The sequence below is a fragment of the Rossellomorea sp. GCM10028870 genome (assembly GCF_042666755.1).
Classification (GTDB): Bacteria; Bacillota; Bacilli; order Bacillales; family Bacillaceae_B; genus Rossellomorea.
Map to the genome: position 1 here is coordinate 1738594 of NZ_JBHTGN010000001.1, position 17676 is coordinate 1756269.

Consider the following 17676-nt stretch of genomic DNA (forward strand, 5'->3'; position numbering starts at 1 on the left):
ATGATAAGGGGATGGTAGACATATGAATCCTCATGTAAAAAAGCTAACGTGAATATTTCTCACGTTAGCTTTCCATTTTTCTTTATTCCGCTTTGGCTTCTTTCTTGGCTTCTGCGTGTGCTTCTTCCTGCTTTGCTTTCTTTCGTGATAATAAATATCCTCCAACTGATAAGAGGATTAAAACGGTCCAGAAGACGAGCTTCCATGGTTTTGATTCAGGGAAATGATGATCCAGGATCGCAACATCAGGATGAGCAAGTGTAAATACAGCAAGCTTTACACCAACCCAACCGACGATTAAAAACGCTGCTGATTCTAAAGTAGGGTATTTCTCCAATAATTTAACAAACCAAGTTGCAGCAAATCGCATAATCACCAAGCCGATTATTCCTCCAAGGAACATGACGATAAACTGACCACCATCGATTCCACCTACATCAAACCATCCTGTTGGCTGCAATGTTACAGCTAGAGCAACGGCAGCTAACATGGAGTCAACTGCAAAGGCGATGTCTGCAAGTTCCACTTTCAATACGGTAGTCCAGAAACCTGAGCCCTTGTTTGACTCAGACTCTACAATTCCAGTGTCTTTCCTCTTTTTAACGAAATGGTGAATCGATACATAGAATAAATAGATTGCCCCGATGGCTTGAACTTGCCAAACATTCACTAAGAACGAGATGAGAAATAGTGCAGCAAATCTAAATACAAATGCTCCTAACAGACCATAAAAGAGTGCTTTCTTTCTTTGTTCTACAGGCAGATGTTTAACCATGACTGCCATAACAACTGCATTATCAGCAGCTAGAATTCCTTCAAGACCAACAAGGATGAGCAATACCCATCCATATTCCAGTAACATTGAAGCATCCATAAATGTAAGTCCCTCCTATTTACACAGTTAGTTTTCCAATAGGCAAGGATTTTTATAAAATAAAAAGACCCTTGCCTAAATAAGGCAAAGGTCTTGCTGAGCATAATCATTATGCCAACAAAGCCGATGGAATAATCCATGAACTGACGACTTTGTTTAGGTATGACACCTATAGCTACTCCCCTTTGACAGGTAGAAAACGTTTAAGTTGTATACCCATATCTTACCTCATGAATGAGGTTTCGTAAAGAGATAAAACTTAATGGATTCGGATGAGGATTGATCGAATAATTAGACCAAGTACCACTCCGGGGATCACAAACAACATCGGCAAAAAGATTGGCCCGACAAATTTACCGAATAAATATACCTTGGGAGAGTACATCAAGCCAACGGTCACCATATAAGCAGACATGACAAAAGGTAAGAATATATACGGTTCTTCCTTGGTTTGAGCAAGTTTATAAGCATCCCACATGGCAAACATATAGAGACATGGATAAAACATCAGCCATTGATAATCAATCACAGAAGCTGATTTATGGGTTTCACCTAAAAAGCTATACATAATTCCTTGATTGAAGTTACTTTGGACATTGATGATAATTTCAAGAAGTACAAATAACGTTCCCTTAAACCACAGTCCAACCAGTAATTGTGGAAAACCTGGGAGTGCAATACTCCATAGAACTCCCTCTAATTTTGTAATAGAAGTTTTCATGGGCATCCCAGCAATTGGCGATGAAGTGTATGAACGATAGGATATATGTACTGGGTCGGATTTTGCGTAAGGGAAAATGACATCTCGAGAATCCTCCTATTGATGCTTTCCCATTATTTTTACCATTTTCCTCCCAATTATTACGACGTTTAACACTCAATCCGACAATCATCGTGAAAACATCCTTAATTAATCTTCACATGGAATTTTTCGTTAGAGGAATGTTCTAGATAAAATTCAACCATTTTTCCAATTTGGCTTGACAGGGATGGGCATTGAATGTCAGATCCCTTCAGGTCTTCTTGAGCTTGGTGACAATGAAACCTTCCTTCAAGTGTAAAATAATCAAGCGCTTCGCGTTCAACCTTCAAATATTTTCGAATAAATCGAAAACCCAATGCCCAATTGGAAAGGAACAAGGGAACCTTTCCCCGCGGATGTTTATTGTACATATGCCATAAAATCTGTTCGTACACTTCCCTTACCGTTACTGGTTGTGGATCGGTAAGATGATAGGTTTTTCCTGTTCCGATCCCTTCATGGCCGAGGTGTATAGAAGCTCGAACGACATATTCGACGGGAACGATATTTATGAGGGAATTACCTTCTCCAAGAAAAGGTATCCAAGGTAAAAAGGATAATCGCTTAAACATATTCATAATAAAATACGGTCCATCAAACTTAACCGTCTCACCCGTCTCTGAATTTCCTTTTACGATACCGGGACGGATGATCGTAATCGGCATGATGCCCTTCAGTTCATCAACTAATACCTCAGCTTCATACTTTGTCCGTTCATAGAAGTTATTAAAGCTAGTTGGATACTCCAACTCATACTCATAAATCTCTCCTTTACGTGTTCCCGCCACAAAGGCAGTAGAGAAATAAACATATCTCTTTAATCGGTGAAGAGTTTTACAGAAAGAATTAACGTTTCGTGTGCCCTCTACGTTTACTTTATGAGCAAGACCTTGAGGTACTGCGAGATCATAGATGGCAGCTAAATGCCAGACATACTCCACTTTTTCGCGTATTTCGCCAATTCTAACTTCCGTCATTCCAAGGTTGGGTTGTGTAATGTCTCCTTCTACTAAAATGAGGTCAGCTTTTGTATTCACTGTCAGCTTACCTACTATTTCCTCTGCTTCTGCAGCCATGGTACCTAAATGGAGTAAGTAGATTGCTGAAGCCTTGTCTTGAATAATTAATTCTTCCACAATGTTAAGACTTAAAAAACCTGGAAAACCAGTGATTAAATATATCCCTTTCTTCATACCGCTTCCCACCCCCGCCTAGGATTCCTTTCAAAAATGGGTATTAAAAAAAGCTAACCTACAAGCTAAGGTACCCGTTTGATACAAAGAGGTGACTACTTAGCTGTAAGGTTAGCTCCGTTCGATATTGGCTATTCTCTATTTCCGTATGCTTGGCGATTTCTCTTCATTCTTCTCGTTTCTTTATCAAAGAAACTGTACACAATCGGAATGACATAAATCGTTAACAGTGTACTGCTTATCAAACCACCGATTACGGCTATACCCATCGGCTGATTGATTTCTGTACCTTCCCCGAGTCCCAGAGCCAGAGGTAATAGGCCAAGTATAGTAGTCAAAGCTGTCATTAAGATCGGTCTTGCCCGGTCTTGAACCGCTTCAACAATGCTATCAAAGCTATTGATTCCTGCTTCTTTACGCTGGTTAATGTAATCGACAATCACAATCGCATTGTTTACAACAATACCTGCCAGGACAATGACGCCAATGATCGCAGAAATGCTTATCGGTGTTTGAGTGACTGCCAGCGCTATCGCGACACCAATGACCATGAGTGGGACAGTAAACATGATGACAAATGGATATTTAAAAGATTCAAACTGTGCTGCCATCACCATATATACAAGAACAATGGCCAGTCCAAGTGCCAGTGCCATATCGTCAATGGAATCTTCCAGTAACTCTCTGTCACCACTGAATGAGACTAATGTCTCATTAGGGAGATCCAATGATTCTATCTTTTCATCCACAGCTTTCGAGATTGCTCCGAGATTGGTGGAAGATGAATACTTCAAGTTGAATTGAACTGCGTGCTGCTGATCGATTCTTTGTATACTGACAGGACCATCTTCTATGGAAAAATCAACGACGGAATTCAATTGAATGTACTTTCCTTGTCCATTAGGGATTAGAAGTTTTTTTAGTGAGTCCAAATTCTCAGTAATATTACGGTCATATTGTACGAACACATTTATGACATCAGACGTCTCTGTAACCATTTGGGTCGTCAATACACCCCGTGTTACATCCTGCACAAGCGTACCTATCTGAGCTGGTGCCAGCCCCTGTTCGAGAGCTTTGTCACGATTCACTTTCATTTGGATTTCTTTCACCGTTTCCATCTGATCGGTAGTCACTTCTGATACGTCATTCATATCCTTAAGAGAATTGAATAGTTTATCCACAGATTGATTCAACCTATTTGGGTCTGTATCTCTTAAATTGAATGTCAGGGTTTGAGGACTCGAACCTGATGTTGACTGAAGGTTAAAGGAAATTTCAGCAGAATCATTCACCTTTTCCGCAACTTTCTCGACCTCAGGTTTTACGTCATCTGCAAAAGTGAATATTGATCTCTCCCGATCCTCCAAAGGTTTCATCTTAACATAAACCTCGGCAATGTTCCCTTTCGAACTTCCTCTAAAGGACTCTTCCTGAGTTGTACCGACCAGGCTTACAAAAACATCAACTTCCTTTTCCTTTTCCAGCCTCTCTTCGATTGCATTCACGACTTTGTTCGTTTCTTCTACGGATGCTCCATTTTCTAATTCGACCCTCATGTTGAAAAATCCTTCATCCGTCGGAGGTAAAAACTGTGTCCCTACTGTTGTTAAACCGAGACCACCTGCAACTAAAGTAAGAGCAGTAATAAATAGGACGATGAATCGATGACGAAGGGCCCACTTGACAGAGCGGGTAAATGTTTTCCTGCCTTTTGAACGCCTGCGCTTCGCTTCGATATTTCCTTTAGGCTTCTTCAACAATCTGCTTGCTAACATCGGGATGACCGTTAAAGCTACAACGAGAGATGCTAATAAGCTAAAGGAAATGGTCAGGGCAAATTCGGTAAATAACTCACCAAGCAACCCTGAAATAAAAACAACTGGTAAAAACACTGCAACCGTTGTTAAAGTAGATGCCGTAATGGCTCCACCCACTTCTTTGGAGCCGATACTCGCAGCTTCTCTCGGTGTTTTTCCAAGTGAAAGATGCCGATAAATATTTTCAATTACAACAATGGCATTATCCACAAGCATTCCGATTCCAAGGGCAAGTGCTCCAAGAGTCATGATATTTAAGGTGAAATCAGCAAAGAACATTAAGACGAATGTAACGATGACAGAGTATGGAATCGCCACACCGATAATTAACGGACTCTTTACATTCTTCAGGAATAGAAATAGAACAAGCATGGCAAAAGCTCCACCAATTATCAGGGAGTTTGCAATATTCCCAATGGCTTGCGTAATATAGTCCCCTTGATCAAAGAGAATATCAGCTTTGATTGATTTGTATTGATCCTGTTGGAGTAAACGGTCAAGTTCCTCTTGAAATGCTTTGGAGACAGAAGCCGTGTTTGCGTCGGATTGCTGTAACACACTAAAAAGGATGGCTGATTCTTGATTAGCACGGGTGATCGTATTTGTATCCTCCTGCTTCTTCTCAACGTTCGCGACTTCTCCAAGAGTAATTTTCTTTCCAGTTTGAGGATTTACTTGAAGAACTAATTTTTTTAATTCATCGACGGACTGTAATTCACTCATAACGCGAGTGGTTAAGGTTTGGCCATCGGTTTCGATGGTATCTCCCGGTGAGGTTACATTATTTGCTCTAATGGTGTTAATAACGTCAGATTGACTCAGACGATTTTCTTTCAGCGTTTGCTGATTCAATTCAATGACCACTTCATCCTTGAGTGAACCAGAAACGTTTACATTTGCCACTCCCTCAACACGGGTTAATTCCAATTTCAAGTTTTCGGATAAAGTTTTTAAATTACTTTCCTTTCCTTCTTCACGCAACGAAAATTGAATGATCGGAAACTGGGCAGGATCGAATTTAAGAAACCTTGGGTTATCCGCACCATCCGGGAGTGGAGTCTGACCCATTCTTTGAAGCACATCGTTCTCAATGTCATCAATGGAGGTTGCCCATGAAAATTCAAGGAGAATAAAGTTTGAGCCTTCCCTTGAAGTAGATTGGATGTTTTTCATCCCTGGTAAAGTGGACAAGCTTTCTTCCAGTGGCTTTGTCACCTTCTCCACCACTTCTTCAGGACTCGCACCAGGATAATTGGTGACGACGACCCCCACAGGAGGATTTAAATCTGGAATGAGCTTTAACGGGATTCTCGAGAGGGAAACCCCTCCAAGAATAAGGATGAGTAGCATGGTGACAATGGTGAATACAGGGCGGCGTATGGAAAAATCACTAATTTTCAAACGGGCGCTCCCCTTTCATTATGTATGTTCACTACCGATCGGAAGCAGTTAATGTTAACTATAGTCTCTTCAGGAAGATCCTTCAATATTAAAGCTTCTACAATAGAAAATGTTCACAATTTATTCATCTTGATAAATAAATAAACCTATTCTGTAAACACTATTTTTATACTGAAACGTAAGGAGCATAAGCATGGCGAATTGGGTTCCATTTGTATCCCTTAGTCTTATCAGCATCTTCCTGTTAACCTTCATAGTGATTAAGAACCGTCATATTTCTGCTCAGATTTTATTGTTTTGGCTTTTCATTTCCGGATTAGCCTATGTATTCGAATATATCATCTTTGTTTTACTTAACAGCTATACGTATCATCCCCATATTTTATCGAATAATTACAATGATAGTGTATTGGGGTCGATTAGTTCACAGGCTTTTTCCGTTCCGATCGCCCTTACTTACATTGTTGTCTATCATTTGAAAATAACCCGGATTGCCTTGATCATTGGTTTATTCTTTCTCATTGAAATATGGTTCACCTATTCAAATTTGTACGAACACCATTGGTGGCAATCGTATTACACATCATTTTTCCTAATCCTTTCTGTCATACTGTCTAAGGTGTGGTGGAAGCTGCTCGAAAATGATCCTAATCACTATGTACTATTCATTACCTTGTTTTTTGCTCTGTCGACCGTCTCCCTTTCATTTGCCTGGATTCTTTCTTCCCTGTTGGAACTTTATATCCTCCCAATGAATCATTTCTCTAATCCTACACGGGACTTGATTGCGGGAAATGCGATATACATTTGGTTTACCACCTACTTTTATACACTGGTTATCTTCTTTAGAAATAAGGATAAGCCATATGCTCTGTTGACCATCCTTTTCCTGTTAACCATAGAAGTATTCATGGTCCAAGAAGGTGTGTTGCTATTAAAGAATCCAATCATGATGATGGTTCTTCCCCTTTTTCATTTTTCAATGATTACACTAGGCGGATATTATTACAATCATCATTTCCCAAATTATGTTGAAATCACACGAAAAGGACTGCCCTCTGGATAATTCATCTTTTAGAAAAAATTCGATGAATGACCAGGACAGTCCTTTTTATTTCCTCTTAATAATATGTTAGTTTGATGCAATTGGCTTCGGTTCAGTTTGTTCTTTTTCTATGGTCCAGCCGGTAAATCCATAAAGAATAGTTATAACTGGAGAAATGAGACAAAAGATTGCAAACGGTAAATATTCAAGCGTGGAGACACCTAATACATCGGTTAGGAAGATGCCGCATACACTCCATGGTACTAACGGGTTAATGACTGTTCCAGCATCTTCTAACGTACGTGATAAGTTTTTAGGATGTAACCCAAGTTTCTTATATTGTGATTGAAAGGCTTCTCCCGTCAATAGGATGGACAAATACTGCTCCCCGACAACCAGGTTGATACCAATGGCTGATAAAGCCGTTGAAAGGATCGTTCTTCTTCCTGATTGAATGATCGTTGAGACTTTATCAAGTAACACAGGAATAATGCCAAGCTTAAATAGTATTCCACCCAGGCTTAAAGAAAGGATAACAAGGGAAATCGTGAACATCATGCTGTTGACCCCTCCTCTAGTTAAAAGCGAGTCGATGGATTCCACACCCGTTTTTGACTCATACCCTGCAAATAACACCTGGAACAGTTCGTTCAGCTTCAAGGATCCATGTAAGAATGATATTCCGATCGAGACCGCTATATTGATTGCCAGTGTTAATAAGGCAGGGGTTTTAAATACGATTAAAACAATCAGCAATAATACAGGTATGAGACTATACCAATGAATGAGGCCGGTTTGACTTAAGCCTTCCTGTAGGGATTTCAGCTGTGATAAGTTGACATCACTTGTTTCCGGTGATAAGAATCCGAATACGATGAGCGTAATGATAAAAGCAGGAACGGTTGTCCAAGCCATATTGCGAATATGGGTAAATAAATCTACCTTTACAATAGAAGAAGCAAGATTCGTTGTGTCTGATAATGGGGACATCTTATCTCCAAAAAAGGCTCCTGAAACAATCGCTCCTGCCGTAATGCTCATGGATAATCCCATCGCTTCACCAATTCCGATAAGTGCTACACCTATGGTTGCCGCCGTCGTCAATGAACTTCCAATCACGATGCCGCTTAAGGAAGTAAGCAAAAAGGCAATCGCATAAAAATAGTTGGGAGTAACAAATTCAAATCCATAGAACATCAAGGTAGGAATGGTTCCACTGAGTAACCAGCTGCTCACAAGAAGACCAATGAAGAAAAAGAGTAAAATAGCCCCTAAGCCACCTTGTGCCCCAACAATCATTCCTTGTTCAATCTCTTTGAATTTAACTTTTCGAATAAGTCCATATATCATGAGAAAAAAGAGTGAAAAAATGATCGGAATATGAGGGACTGATTCGAGTACGATAATACTGACACTAATCATCCCCAGTATAGCGAGTAATACCGCTGATGCTTCTTTAACGGTTGGTTTGTTTACGCTTTGAATGTTTAACATAGTAACACTTCCTTCTCTAAGTTGAAATTGATGAATTGGAATAGAAAGAACAACAAAAAGAACCCTCCATCCCGAATAGGGACGAAGAGTTCTCCGCGTTACCACCCTAATTGGAATAAACCTATTGTCATACATTCCCTCAGCCCATTCATGACTATTCATGAATGTATGACAATCTATTATTCCCACTTCATAAAGGTTTGTCTCTGGATAAAGCCTCATTAACTTTGAGGGTTTATAAGCAATGTAATTCAGAAATAATGGACCTAAGCTTTCACCTGCCGCCTAGTCTCTGATTGCTGTCTACCTATTTCCTACTGCGTTGCTCAAGACAAAGATATGTGATTAAGCGCTAAGAATTAGAAAGGGCATCAAGTTCTTTCACTCTTAAACGCTTTTAAGCTTTTATGCACTAAAGTAATTATACTAGTATTTTATCATCGTCTAAAAATATGTCAACTACCTTTTTATAAAAAAAATGCCTCTCTTCGTAGAAGTGAGGTCATCTTTCCTTATACAAATAGAGAATCGGCAAATGGTTCTACTGCTTGTTGGGCCGGCTTTCCTATAAAATAACCTTGTGCATAATGAACACCGATTTCTTTACAAAATAGCAATTCTTCTTCCCTCTCTATTCCTTCTGCTAATACAAGGATATTTAACTCCTTAGCAATCTTCATGACTTTCCGTAAAAACTCCTGATTTTCAGCAAGTCTATCACAATGATTGATAAAGGATCGATCAATTTTCACATAGTCCGGTTTTAGGAGAGTCAGCATTTCAACTGTGGCAAAACCGGATCCAACATCATCAAGCGCCACTTTCATTCCTTCACGCTTATATACATCAAGGACGGATTTTAGATGCTCCACATCCTCAATCTTTTCTGTTTCAACCACTTCGAATACAAGATCCTCGGGATTCACACCAATTTCGTTCACAATCTGAAAGGTATGGCGTAAACAAAATTCAGGATTATAGATCGTGGAAGGAAGGAAATTAATAAAACTTTTAATACCTCGATTCACCTGACCTACACGGCATTCGATAGCCGATTTCCTTGCTTTCTGGTCTAACATGGAATGAAAGCCTGTGATGGCGGCAACTTCAAATAATTGTCCGGGATTAATTTTTTTTGACTGGTCCCCTGCCCGCAAAAGAGATTCATAACCCAAGAGACTGTAATCGCTTAAATCAATGATTGGCTGAAGATGACTTGTGAAATTTCCACCCTGAATCATCTCTATCATCTCTCTATGTTTCATTAACAGCATGAATTTGCCTACTGCCATGAATGGTCTGGGCTGATCTATATCATTTATGCTGCACTTCCATCCTTCCTCTTCCAGTAAATCCTCTACCCTCACAAGCTTTTCGTATAGTACATTCAGATTTTCATATAGAAAAACATATGTACCATCTTCTAATCGCGTCGAATATCCATTCAATGGCACGGAATGATTTTGATCATTATGTAAAAAAAAGCACCCTGCATCGAGATACTTCATGGTTACAGTGCAATTTGCACAAGCGATTTTCACTATCAACTCTCTCCCTTATATGAAATTATATCCTATATTTATATAATAAGGCTTTTTACCCAAAAAACACCACTAATCAACCTTTATATCAGGAGAAATTCACTAGATAATGGTACTAGCTCAAATGAATCCAGGCTTTACACGGAATTCCGAGAACCTAAAAACTAAAAGCACCCCTCCAGATCAAATTCTAGGGGGTGCTTACATAATTTACATTAAACTGTATAATCGTATATCAGGATTTTTATCATTGAACCATCTCATAGCAAAATCATTTTCAAACAAGAAGACCAGGTTGCCATGACGATCTTTCACCAGCATGCTTCGAGAGCTCGACATTGTTTCCTTAACATCTTCTTCATTTTCAATCCATCTTGCAATTTTTGATCCAATCGGTTCCATTTTGACATCAACGTTGTACTCATTTTTCATTCTGTGCTCGAATACTTCAAACTGAAGCTGCCCGACTGCACCAAGAATGATATCTTCCGTGCGAGTCTTATAATATTGAATGGCTCCTTCTTGTACCAGTTGAAGAATTCCTTTTTGAAAGTGTTTCTGTTTCATTACGTTCTTAGCTGTAACACGAACAAAAAGTTCTGGAGTAAATTGAGGGAGCTTTTCATACTGGAATCCTTGTTTTCCTTGCACTAGTGTATCACCGATTTGATACGTACCCGTGTCATATACCCCAATGATATCTCCACTCACAGCTTCATTTACAGTACTTCGATCATCTGCAAGAAATTGTGTAGACTGAGCAAGCTTAATGGATTTACCTGTGCGAGAAAGGTTAACAGTCATCCCTCTTTCAAATTGACCTGAACAAATGCGGACAAATGCAATCCGGTCACGGTGAGCAGGATTCATATTGGCTTGAATCTTAAATACGAATCCAGAGAATTCCTCTGCCGTCGGTTCAATCTCGCCTGCGTCAGAATTCCTTGGCTGTGGAGACGGTGCAAACTGTAAATATGTTTCAAGAAACGTTTGAACGCCAAAATTGGTTAATGCACTGCCGAAGAAGACAGGAGAAAGCTCTCCATTCGCTATCCGTTCACGGGAAAATTGGTTTCCTGCTTCGTTCAGAAGCAAAACATCTTCAAGCGTTTGGTCGTATAGATTGCTATCCTTAAGAGGATGCTGGCCTTCAATTTCACCTTCATCGTTTAAAGGTATAAAGCGATCTTCATCGTCTACACGGAATTGCTCAATTCGATTATGGAATCGATCATAGATTCCTAAAAATTCTTTCCCCATCCCTATCGGCCAATTCATCGGGTAGGATTGAATTCCCAATACTTCTTCAAGCTCTTCCAATAATTCTAAAGGCTCACGTCCTTGACGGTCGAGCTTATTAATGAAGGTGAAGATCGGTATCCCTCTCATGCGGCAAACTTTGAAAAGCTTTAAGGTTTGCGCCTCGATCCCTTTGGCTGAATCAATGATCATAACCGCGCTATCAACAGCCATCAAGGTTCTATACGTATCTTCAGAAAAGTCTTGGTGACCTGGTGTATCAAGGATATTCACCCGATAATCATCATAGTCGAATGCCATCACAGAAGAAGTGACCGAAATCCCTCTCTGCTTCTCAATTTCCATCCAGTCAGATGTTGCAAACTTTCCTGATTTCTTTCCTTTTACAGTTCCAGCTGCTCGAATTGCTCCTCCAAAAAGAAGAAGTTGCTCTGTTAATGTTGTTTTCCCAGCATCCGGGTGGGAAATAATAGCGAAAGTTCGTCTTGACTGAACTTCCTGTATAAAGTCTATTTTCATTCATAAAACCCTTTCTCGTCATTATCACTTTCTCATCATATTCGTTCTAAAGTGACAATGCAACAAAGAATCAAAACCCTGGTAAATTCGGTAGCTTTACTGATCATCTTCTATCAGTGTGAATGGGACCGTATTCGCCTTACATTATCTCTTACATCTCACGTGTCCACTGAACAATCCGGGAACTTAAGGTGGTTGCTGTCTCTCCTGAAACCCTCTCCTGTAATGAATGGAATAATTTTGTGTGTATATCTTCCTCTTCATAGGTAAAAGAATAAGACCATTGAATACACGGCACCGCAATTAATATGAGCTCTTCTTTCTTGTTTTCATATATATATACTTTTTGTTCCAAGCCTTCCAAAAAATTTTTTCTGATCTTCATAATTTGTATCCCCTTTCATGAAAACGCTTTATTGGCGCATACTAAAGACGATGTTGTCCGTACAACTTCACTAAATTCGTGTAATTGTAGGTTGTCAGACGTCTGAAAGAATTGTAAAATAAAAAACCGAAAGCATCAAGTTACAAACTTAAATTTTGAAGAGGTGAAAGAAGTGCAATATTTATGGGGTATCATGGGTATCATTGTCGTTCTGGGAATTGCTTTTGCATTTTCTACGAACAAAAAGCGTATTAATTTCAGAACCGTCCTTGGAGGACTAGCTATACAGTTATTTTTCGCTTTTGTCGTGTTAGAAACTTCTTGGGGTCAAAGTTCTCTTAAATGGTTGACTCAAGGTGTCAACGCTATAATCAATTATTCAAACGAAGGTATCACCTTCCTTTTCGGTGGTCTTTATACGGAAGAATCCAATATTGCGTTTATTTTTGCGTTTAATGTCCTTCCAGTCGTTATTTTCTTTTCTGCGTTAATTTCAGTCCTTTACTATCTTAAAATCATGCAGTTTTTCATCAAAATTTTAGGTGGCGGATTGGCAAAGCTTTTAGGAACAAGAAAGGCCGAGTCACTGTCTGCAGCAGCGAATATTTTTGTCGGACAAACTGAAGCCCCGTTAGTAGTAAGGCCTTATCTATCTAAAATGACTGAATCGGAACTTTTCGCAGTCATGACAGGTGGACTTGCTTCCGTTGCCGGTTCCGTATTAGTCGGGTATTCCTTACTGGGCGTTCCTTTGGAATATTTATTGGCAGCAAGCTTCATGGCAGCTCCTGCAGGACTCGTATTGGCAAAGTTATTTGTACCTGAGACAGATAATACACCTGAACCAAAAGAGCTTGATATGGAAGCGGATTCTGATTCGGCAAATGTCATCGATGCAGCGGCTAAAGGTGCCAGCGTCGGGCTTCAATTAGCTTTAAATATCGGTGCAATGCTACTTGCATTTATTGCACTCGTTGCCCTTATTAATGGTTTACTCGGATTTGTAGGTGGTTGGTTCGGTTTTGACAGCCTTTCACTTGAACTCTTACTTGGATATGCTTTTGCTCCACTTGCATTTGCGATTGGAGTACCTTGGAGTGAAGCAGTCATCGCCGGAAACTTCATTGGACAAAAGCTTGTCATCAACGAATTCGTTGCTTATTCCGCGTTTGCTCCTGAAATCGGGAACTTATCGGATAAAGCGGTAGCCATCATCTCCTTCGCTCTTTGTGGATTTGCGAACCTTTCTTCATTGGGTATTTTACTTGGTGGACTTGGTAACCTTGCCCCTGACCGCAGAGGGGATATTGCCCGATTAGGATTAAAAGCCGTCATTGCCGGTGCACTCGCTTCATTACTAAGCGCTGCAATAGCTGGTATGTTTGTATAATCGATTTGATTATTAAAGAAGCTGTCCTCTAGGTGGACAGCTTCTTTTCATTCTAGACTGCTGATGGAGTGAACAACTCATCATTTGACAGACAGGTTCTTCTTTTCCCTGATTTCTTTGCTGCATAAAGTCTTTGATCGGCGAGTGCGATAAGCTCTTCCGGGTCATTCGCTTCAGTCGTTTCAGCTTGACCGAAACTCATGGAAATCGGCAGAGGCTGTAAGGACTCCAACCGGCTGTATAACTCTTTTAAAAACTGATGGATAACATGGTCATCCATATGAGGCAATAGGATGACAAATTCTTCTCCTCCATATCGAAATGCCTGTCCCTTATATATCTCAGAGAGGGTACGAAAAACTTCCCCTACCTTTCGAATGACTTCATCCCCTGTTAAATGTCCTAATTCATCATTCACTTTTTTGAAATCATCGATGTCTCCAAGGAGTATGGTGAAGGATTCATTCTCATCCAGTTTCTTTCTAAACTTTTCCTGAAATGATAGCTGATTGAATAAGCCAGACAAATAATCTCTATGGGCGAGATGATGATAGGCTTCCTTTTGCGCATAATGAGCACGCTCCCGTAGCATGATCAACGCCCCAAAAAGACCGATGATCCAAAGGAAAAACAAATTAATAGAAAGAGTGAAATAATGTTGGAATTCGCTTAAGTTGACGGTCACGGTCCCCATCAAAAGATATGCCAGGCTAAATACAGCAAGGGAAATGAGGGCTCCTTTGGTTCTCCAATAAATCGTTGCATGCATGACAAACAATATTGAAATCGGGTAAAGCGGACTATGTATCCCTTCTGATAAAAACATCAGCCAGATTAATGCCAGGAAATCGAACATTATCCCCGCCTTTAAGATGAATTGGAGACTTCTTTTATCATCCCTGGCCCGAATAAGTGCAATTTGAGTCACAAGCATATAGATGACCCCGGATACTAATAAAAAGGGAAAGACCTCTTTATTGGTAGTGATATTATCAGAAAAGGGAGGTACGTAAAATATAAGAGTAGCGATCACAACAAACAGCCACCTCAAAGTAGAAAACAACTTCTCTGTTTCATAATCATTCAAGTACAACGAAAATCTCATTAGCTTCATTCTCTCATCATTTAATATATAGTTAAATTTACCAAAGTTTAAGAAAGTCGTCTATGTACATATAAAAAAGCAGACCAACATCTGTCATATTGGTCTGCTACTCCGTTTAAGATTATTCAGTTATACCGTACTTCAACTTGCTTTCTTCTATCGCAATATCCTTGTCACTATGAGGATATTTCGTATTTTCGATGATTTGATAATCCTCATGACCCTTACCGGCAAAGATGATAATATCCCCCGGTTCACTAACCTCCACTGCATGCTTAACCGCTTCGGCACGATCCCCGATTAAAGCGTACTGGTCATGCTGCATTCCTTTTTCAAGATCTTTTAGTATGCTATCGTACTCTTCATATCGCGGGTCATCTGTCGTTAAGATGACATAGTCTGCAAGTGATGCTTTTTCTGCCATGGTAGGACGTTTTGTCTTATCACGATTTCCTCCTGTTCCGACGAGGAAAATGATTTTGTTTTCCTTGAACGGCAGGACTGATTGAATGGCGTTTTCGATTGCATCCGGTGTATGTGCATAATCAATGTAAACGGAGAGGGGGGCATCCATTTCAACCTTCTCCATTCTCCCACTTACAGGTGGAAGGTCGCGAACAATTTCCACCAGTCTGGATACTTCCATCCCCCTCGCATACAGACAAGCCATAGCTGTAAGGACATTGTATACATTGAACTTTCCTAATAGCTTCATTTCCACCTTAAAGTTTCCTTCAGGAGAAGCCAGCGTGAACTTCGTTAAATCATTATAATACTCTACATCTTCTGCCTTAAAGTCAGCGTGCCCTTCTAGCCCATAGCTGATCACTTCATGAGGAGTCATATAGCTGTAGCGCTCATACCATTCGTCATCTGCATTAAGAACAACGTACTTTGGATCTTGTAAGTCTTGACCTAATTGTGAGAACAATAACCCTTTCGCATATCCATAATGTTCCATCGTCCCATGATAATCCAAATGGTCATGACTTAAATTGGTGAAAGCCACCACATCAAAGTCGATACCCCATAATCTCCCCAACGCGAGTCCGTGTGAGGATACTTCAAGGGTGAAATTCTGGATATCGCGATTGATTGCTCTTTGAAGCATCTGTTGGTTCGTTAAGTTGTCACAGGTTGTGTTTTCACTCGGTAGCAGTTCTCCATCTAGATTAAAGCCGATTGTGCCGGATAATGCGGAGCTCCGGCTGTCTTTTTTCAGGATGGAATGGATCAGGTTACTCACTGTGGTCTTCCCGTTTGTACCGGTTATACCGAAAACCGTTAACTTTTGTGAAGGGTAATCATAATACTTATTGGATAATTGAGCCAAGGCTTTGAATGAGTCTTTAACTACGACTAATGCCGCATGATTTAAATCAATATCTAATTGTTTTTCTGCAACAATCAGGGTGGCTCCTTTTTCAACGGCCATCTGTGCATAATCATGTCCATCCACTGTGTAGCCTCTTATACATACAAACAAGCTTCCTTCTGTCACTTTTCTGGAATCGACATGAATTTCGTTTATTTCTGAAGGCAATTCACCGTAAATGGTTTTTAATTTAATGCTGTCTAACAGGTTATATGTAATCATTTGCTTACCTCTTTTGTATTAATATTGTATCTATTTTATCTTATCATCTTCGCTTTGATAAGAGAAATACCTCCTATAATCAAAACAAACTTTTCTCACACAATTGTCACCATACCCCCATTCACGATGCCTAAACAAAAAAGCCTTTGATCACACCCATAATAAGGGTGATCAAAGGCTTCACTTTACTCCTCAACCATCTTTGATTGAACATATTGCCAAAGTAATTTTTCCGTATTGAGAATCGAGGATTCATGCGTTCGCTCATATGCATGAGAAGCATCGATCCCCGCACCGATCAGTCCATGAACGATGTCAAAGCCTGCACGGATCGCGGCTGAAGCATCGGAACCATAGTAAGGATAAATATCGACTTTATATTCGATCCCGTTTTCTTCAGCTAATGAGACCAAGTGTTTACGCAATTCGTAATGATAGGGTCCACTTGAGTCCTTTGCACAAATAGATACGGTGTATTCATCCGTTGATTGACCATCACCGATTGCTCCCATATCCACTGCCAGATATTCAACGGTTTCGTCAGGAATATTAGAATTCCCGCCGTATCCTATTTCTTCATTATTGGATATTAAGAAGTGGGTCGTATAAGGAAGAGCGATTCCTTCTGATTTGATTTGGCGAATCAAGCAGAGAAGCATACCCACACTCGCCTTATCATCTAAATGGCGAGATTTAATAAACCCGCTTTCTGTAATTTCAGCACGAGGATCGAAAGAAACAAAGTCCCCCACTTCTATACCAAGCTCTCTTACTTCCTTGGCATTTCCGACCTTTTCATCAATACGAACTTCTATATTCGTTTCATCCCGTTTTGCTTCACCTGCATTTTTGTATACGTGAACGGATGTTTGATGCATAAGGATGGTTCCAGTGTAGGTTCTGCCTGAAGAGGTTTCAATCTGACAATTCTCCCCTTCGACTGCATTCCATCTGAATCCACCAATCATGGATAAACGCAAACGTCCATCACTCTTGATTTCCTTGACCATGGCGCCAAGAGCGTCCACATGTGCCGTCAGCATGCGATGTCTTTCTGTGTCTTCGCCAGGTAGCGTAATGATCAGTGCACCTTTTCGGTTTCTTTTCATTTCTACATTTAGGTCTGAAAGATATTCCTCAACAAAATTCATAATTTTATTCGTGTTTCCTGAAGGACTTGGAATTTCTACAAGCTCCTTAATTAATTGAAGAGTTTTCTTCGTATCTGGATATGTATTCATTTGACTCCC

General features: G+C 40.0%; 13 protein-coding genes and 1 riboswitch. Of the genes, 2 read left to right on the plus strand and 11 right to left on the minus strand.

Annotation, left to right across the window (positions count from 1 at the left end; translation table 11 throughout):
- Positions 1-82 precede the first annotated feature (82 nt).
- The 4 genes from ACFQWC_RS08955 to ACFQWC_RS08970 all read right to left on the minus strand — a co-directional run bounded on the left by ACFQWC_RS08955 (position 83) and on the right by ACFQWC_RS08970 (position 6090).
- The gene (locus ACFQWC_RS08955) at positions 83-874 is read right to left on the minus strand and encodes a TerC family protein (protein ID WP_341357823.1); all 792 of its coding nucleotides are present in this window, start codon (positions 872-874) and stop codon (positions 83-85) included.
- Positions 875-972: 98 nt separating this feature from the next.
- Positions 973-1070, minus strand: a riboswitch (yybP-ykoY riboswitch).
- A 63-nt stretch (positions 1071-1133) separates the two neighbouring features.
- Positions 1134-1595: a hypothetical protein gene (locus ACFQWC_RS08960; protein ID WP_299740407.1), complete on the minus strand. Its 462-nt coding sequence runs from the start codon at positions 1593-1595 to the stop codon at positions 1134-1136.
- Between the two features lie 185 nt (positions 1596-1780).
- Positions 1781-2869, minus strand: coding sequence for an SDR family oxidoreductase (locus tag ACFQWC_RS08965; protein ID WP_299740405.1), 1089 nt, complete (start codon positions 2867-2869; stop codon positions 1781-1783).
- A 131-nt stretch (positions 2870-3000) separates the two neighbouring features.
- The gene (locus ACFQWC_RS08970) at positions 3001-6090 is read right to left on the minus strand and encodes an efflux RND transporter permease subunit (protein ID WP_377106934.1); all 3090 of its coding nucleotides are present in this window, start codon (positions 6088-6090) and stop codon (positions 3001-3003) included.
- A 193-nt stretch (positions 6091-6283) separates the two neighbouring features.
- Here ACFQWC_RS08970 and ACFQWC_RS08975 point away from each other — a divergent pair, with 193 nt between their 5' ends.
- Positions 6284-7156 carry a hypothetical protein gene (locus ACFQWC_RS08975; RefSeq protein ID WP_299740401.1) on the plus strand — a complete coding sequence of 291 codons (873 nt, stop codon included), beginning with the start codon at positions 6284-6286 and terminating at the stop codon, positions 7154-7156.
- A 66-nt stretch (positions 7157-7222) separates the two neighbouring features.
- On the opposite strand, the gene nhaC is transcribed toward ACFQWC_RS08975, so the two are convergent.
- The 4 genes from nhaC to ACFQWC_RS08995 all read right to left on the minus strand — a co-directional run bounded on the left by nhaC (position 7223) and on the right by ACFQWC_RS08995 (position 12334).
- Positions 7223-8629: a Na+/H+ antiporter NhaC gene (gene nhaC / locus ACFQWC_RS08980; protein ID WP_299740399.1), complete on the minus strand. Its 1407-nt coding sequence runs from the start codon at positions 8627-8629 to the stop codon at positions 7223-7225.
- 512 nt (positions 8630-9141) lie between these two features.
- A complete protein-coding gene (locus tag ACFQWC_RS08985; protein ID WP_299740397.1) occupies positions 9142-10170 on the minus strand; it encodes an EAL domain-containing protein in 1029 nt (342 codons plus the stop codon).
- A gap of 210 nt (positions 10171-10380) precedes the next feature.
- Complete coding sequence (locus ACFQWC_RS08990) at positions 10381-11949, minus strand: peptide chain release factor 3 (RefSeq protein WP_299740395.1); 1569 nt, start codon at positions 11947-11949, stop codon at positions 10381-10383.
- A 151-nt stretch (positions 11950-12100) separates the two neighbouring features.
- A complete protein-coding gene (locus tag ACFQWC_RS08995) occupies positions 12101-12334 on the minus strand; it encodes a YueH family protein (protein ID WP_299740393.1) in 234 nt (77 codons plus the stop codon).
- A 172-nt stretch (positions 12335-12506) separates the two neighbouring features.
- On the opposite strand from ACFQWC_RS08995, the gene ACFQWC_RS09000 reads away from it, so the two are divergent.
- Entirely contained in the window at positions 12507-13724 is a 1218-nt protein-coding gene (locus ACFQWC_RS09000) for a NupC/NupG family nucleoside CNT transporter (RefSeq protein WP_299740391.1), read from the plus strand.
- Positions 13725-13776: 52 nt separating this feature from the next.
- Here ACFQWC_RS09000 and ACFQWC_RS09005 read toward each other — a convergent pair whose 3' ends face one another.
- From ACFQWC_RS09005 to ACFQWC_RS09015, 3 genes are all read right to left on the minus strand, one after another.
- Positions 13777-14829 carry a GGDEF domain-containing protein gene (locus ACFQWC_RS09005; protein WP_299740389.1) on the minus strand — a complete coding sequence of 351 codons (1053 nt, stop codon included), beginning with the start codon at positions 14827-14829 and terminating at the stop codon, positions 13777-13779.
- A 121-nt stretch (positions 14830-14950) separates the two neighbouring features.
- The gene (locus tag ACFQWC_RS09010; RefSeq protein ID WP_299740388.1) at positions 14951-16426 is read right to left on the minus strand and encodes a UDP-N-acetylmuramoyl-L-alanyl-D-glutamate--2,6-diaminopimelate ligase; all 1476 of its coding nucleotides are present in this window, start codon (positions 16424-16426) and stop codon (positions 14951-14953) included.
- Between the two features lie 185 nt (positions 16427-16611).
- Positions 16612-17667 (minus strand): M42 family metallopeptidase, encoded by a 1056-nt coding sequence (locus ACFQWC_RS09015; RefSeq protein WP_299740386.1) that lies wholly within the window; start codon positions 17665-17667, stop codon positions 16612-16614.
- Between the last annotated feature and the right edge of the window lie 9 nt (positions 17668-17676).

Excerpts from the sequence above, each read along its gene's own strand:
- ACFQWC_RS08955 (WP_341357823.1), bottom strand. The coding sequence starts at position 874 with ATGGATGCTTCAATGTTACTGGAATATGGATGGGTATTGCTCATCCTT.
- ACFQWC_RS08960 (WP_299740407.1), bottom strand. The coding sequence starts at position 1,595 with ATGAAAACTTCTATTACAAAATTAGAGGGAGTTCTATGGAGTATTGCA.
- ACFQWC_RS08965 (WP_299740405.1), bottom strand. The coding sequence starts at position 2,869 with ATGAAGAAAGGGATATATTTAATCACTGGTTTTCCAGGTTTTTTAAGT.
- ACFQWC_RS08975 (WP_299740401.1), top strand. The coding sequence starts at position 6,284 with ATGGCGAATTGGGTTCCATTTGTATCCCTTAGTCTTATCAGCATCTTC.
- nhaC (WP_299740399.1), bottom strand. The coding sequence starts at position 8,629 with ATGTTAAACATTCAAAGCGTAAACAAACCAACCGTTAAAGAAGCATCA.
- ACFQWC_RS08990 (WP_299740395.1), bottom strand. The coding sequence starts at position 11,949 with ATGAAAATAGACTTTATACAGGAAGTTCAGTCAAGACGAACTTTCGCT.
- ACFQWC_RS08995 (WP_299740393.1), bottom strand. The coding sequence starts at position 12,334 with ATGAAGATCAGAAAAAATTTTTTGGAAGGCTTGGAACAAAAAGTATAT.
- ACFQWC_RS09005 (WP_299740389.1), bottom strand. The coding sequence starts at position 14,829 with ATGAGATTTTCGTTGTACTTGAATGATTATGAAACAGAGAAGTTGTTT.
- ACFQWC_RS09010 (WP_299740388.1), bottom strand. The coding sequence starts at position 16,426 with ATGATTACATATAACCTGTTAGACAGCATTAAATTAAAAACCATTTAC.
- ACFQWC_RS09015 (WP_299740386.1), bottom strand. The coding sequence starts at position 17,667 with ATGAATACATATCCAGATACGAAGAAAACTCTTCAATTAATTAAGGAG.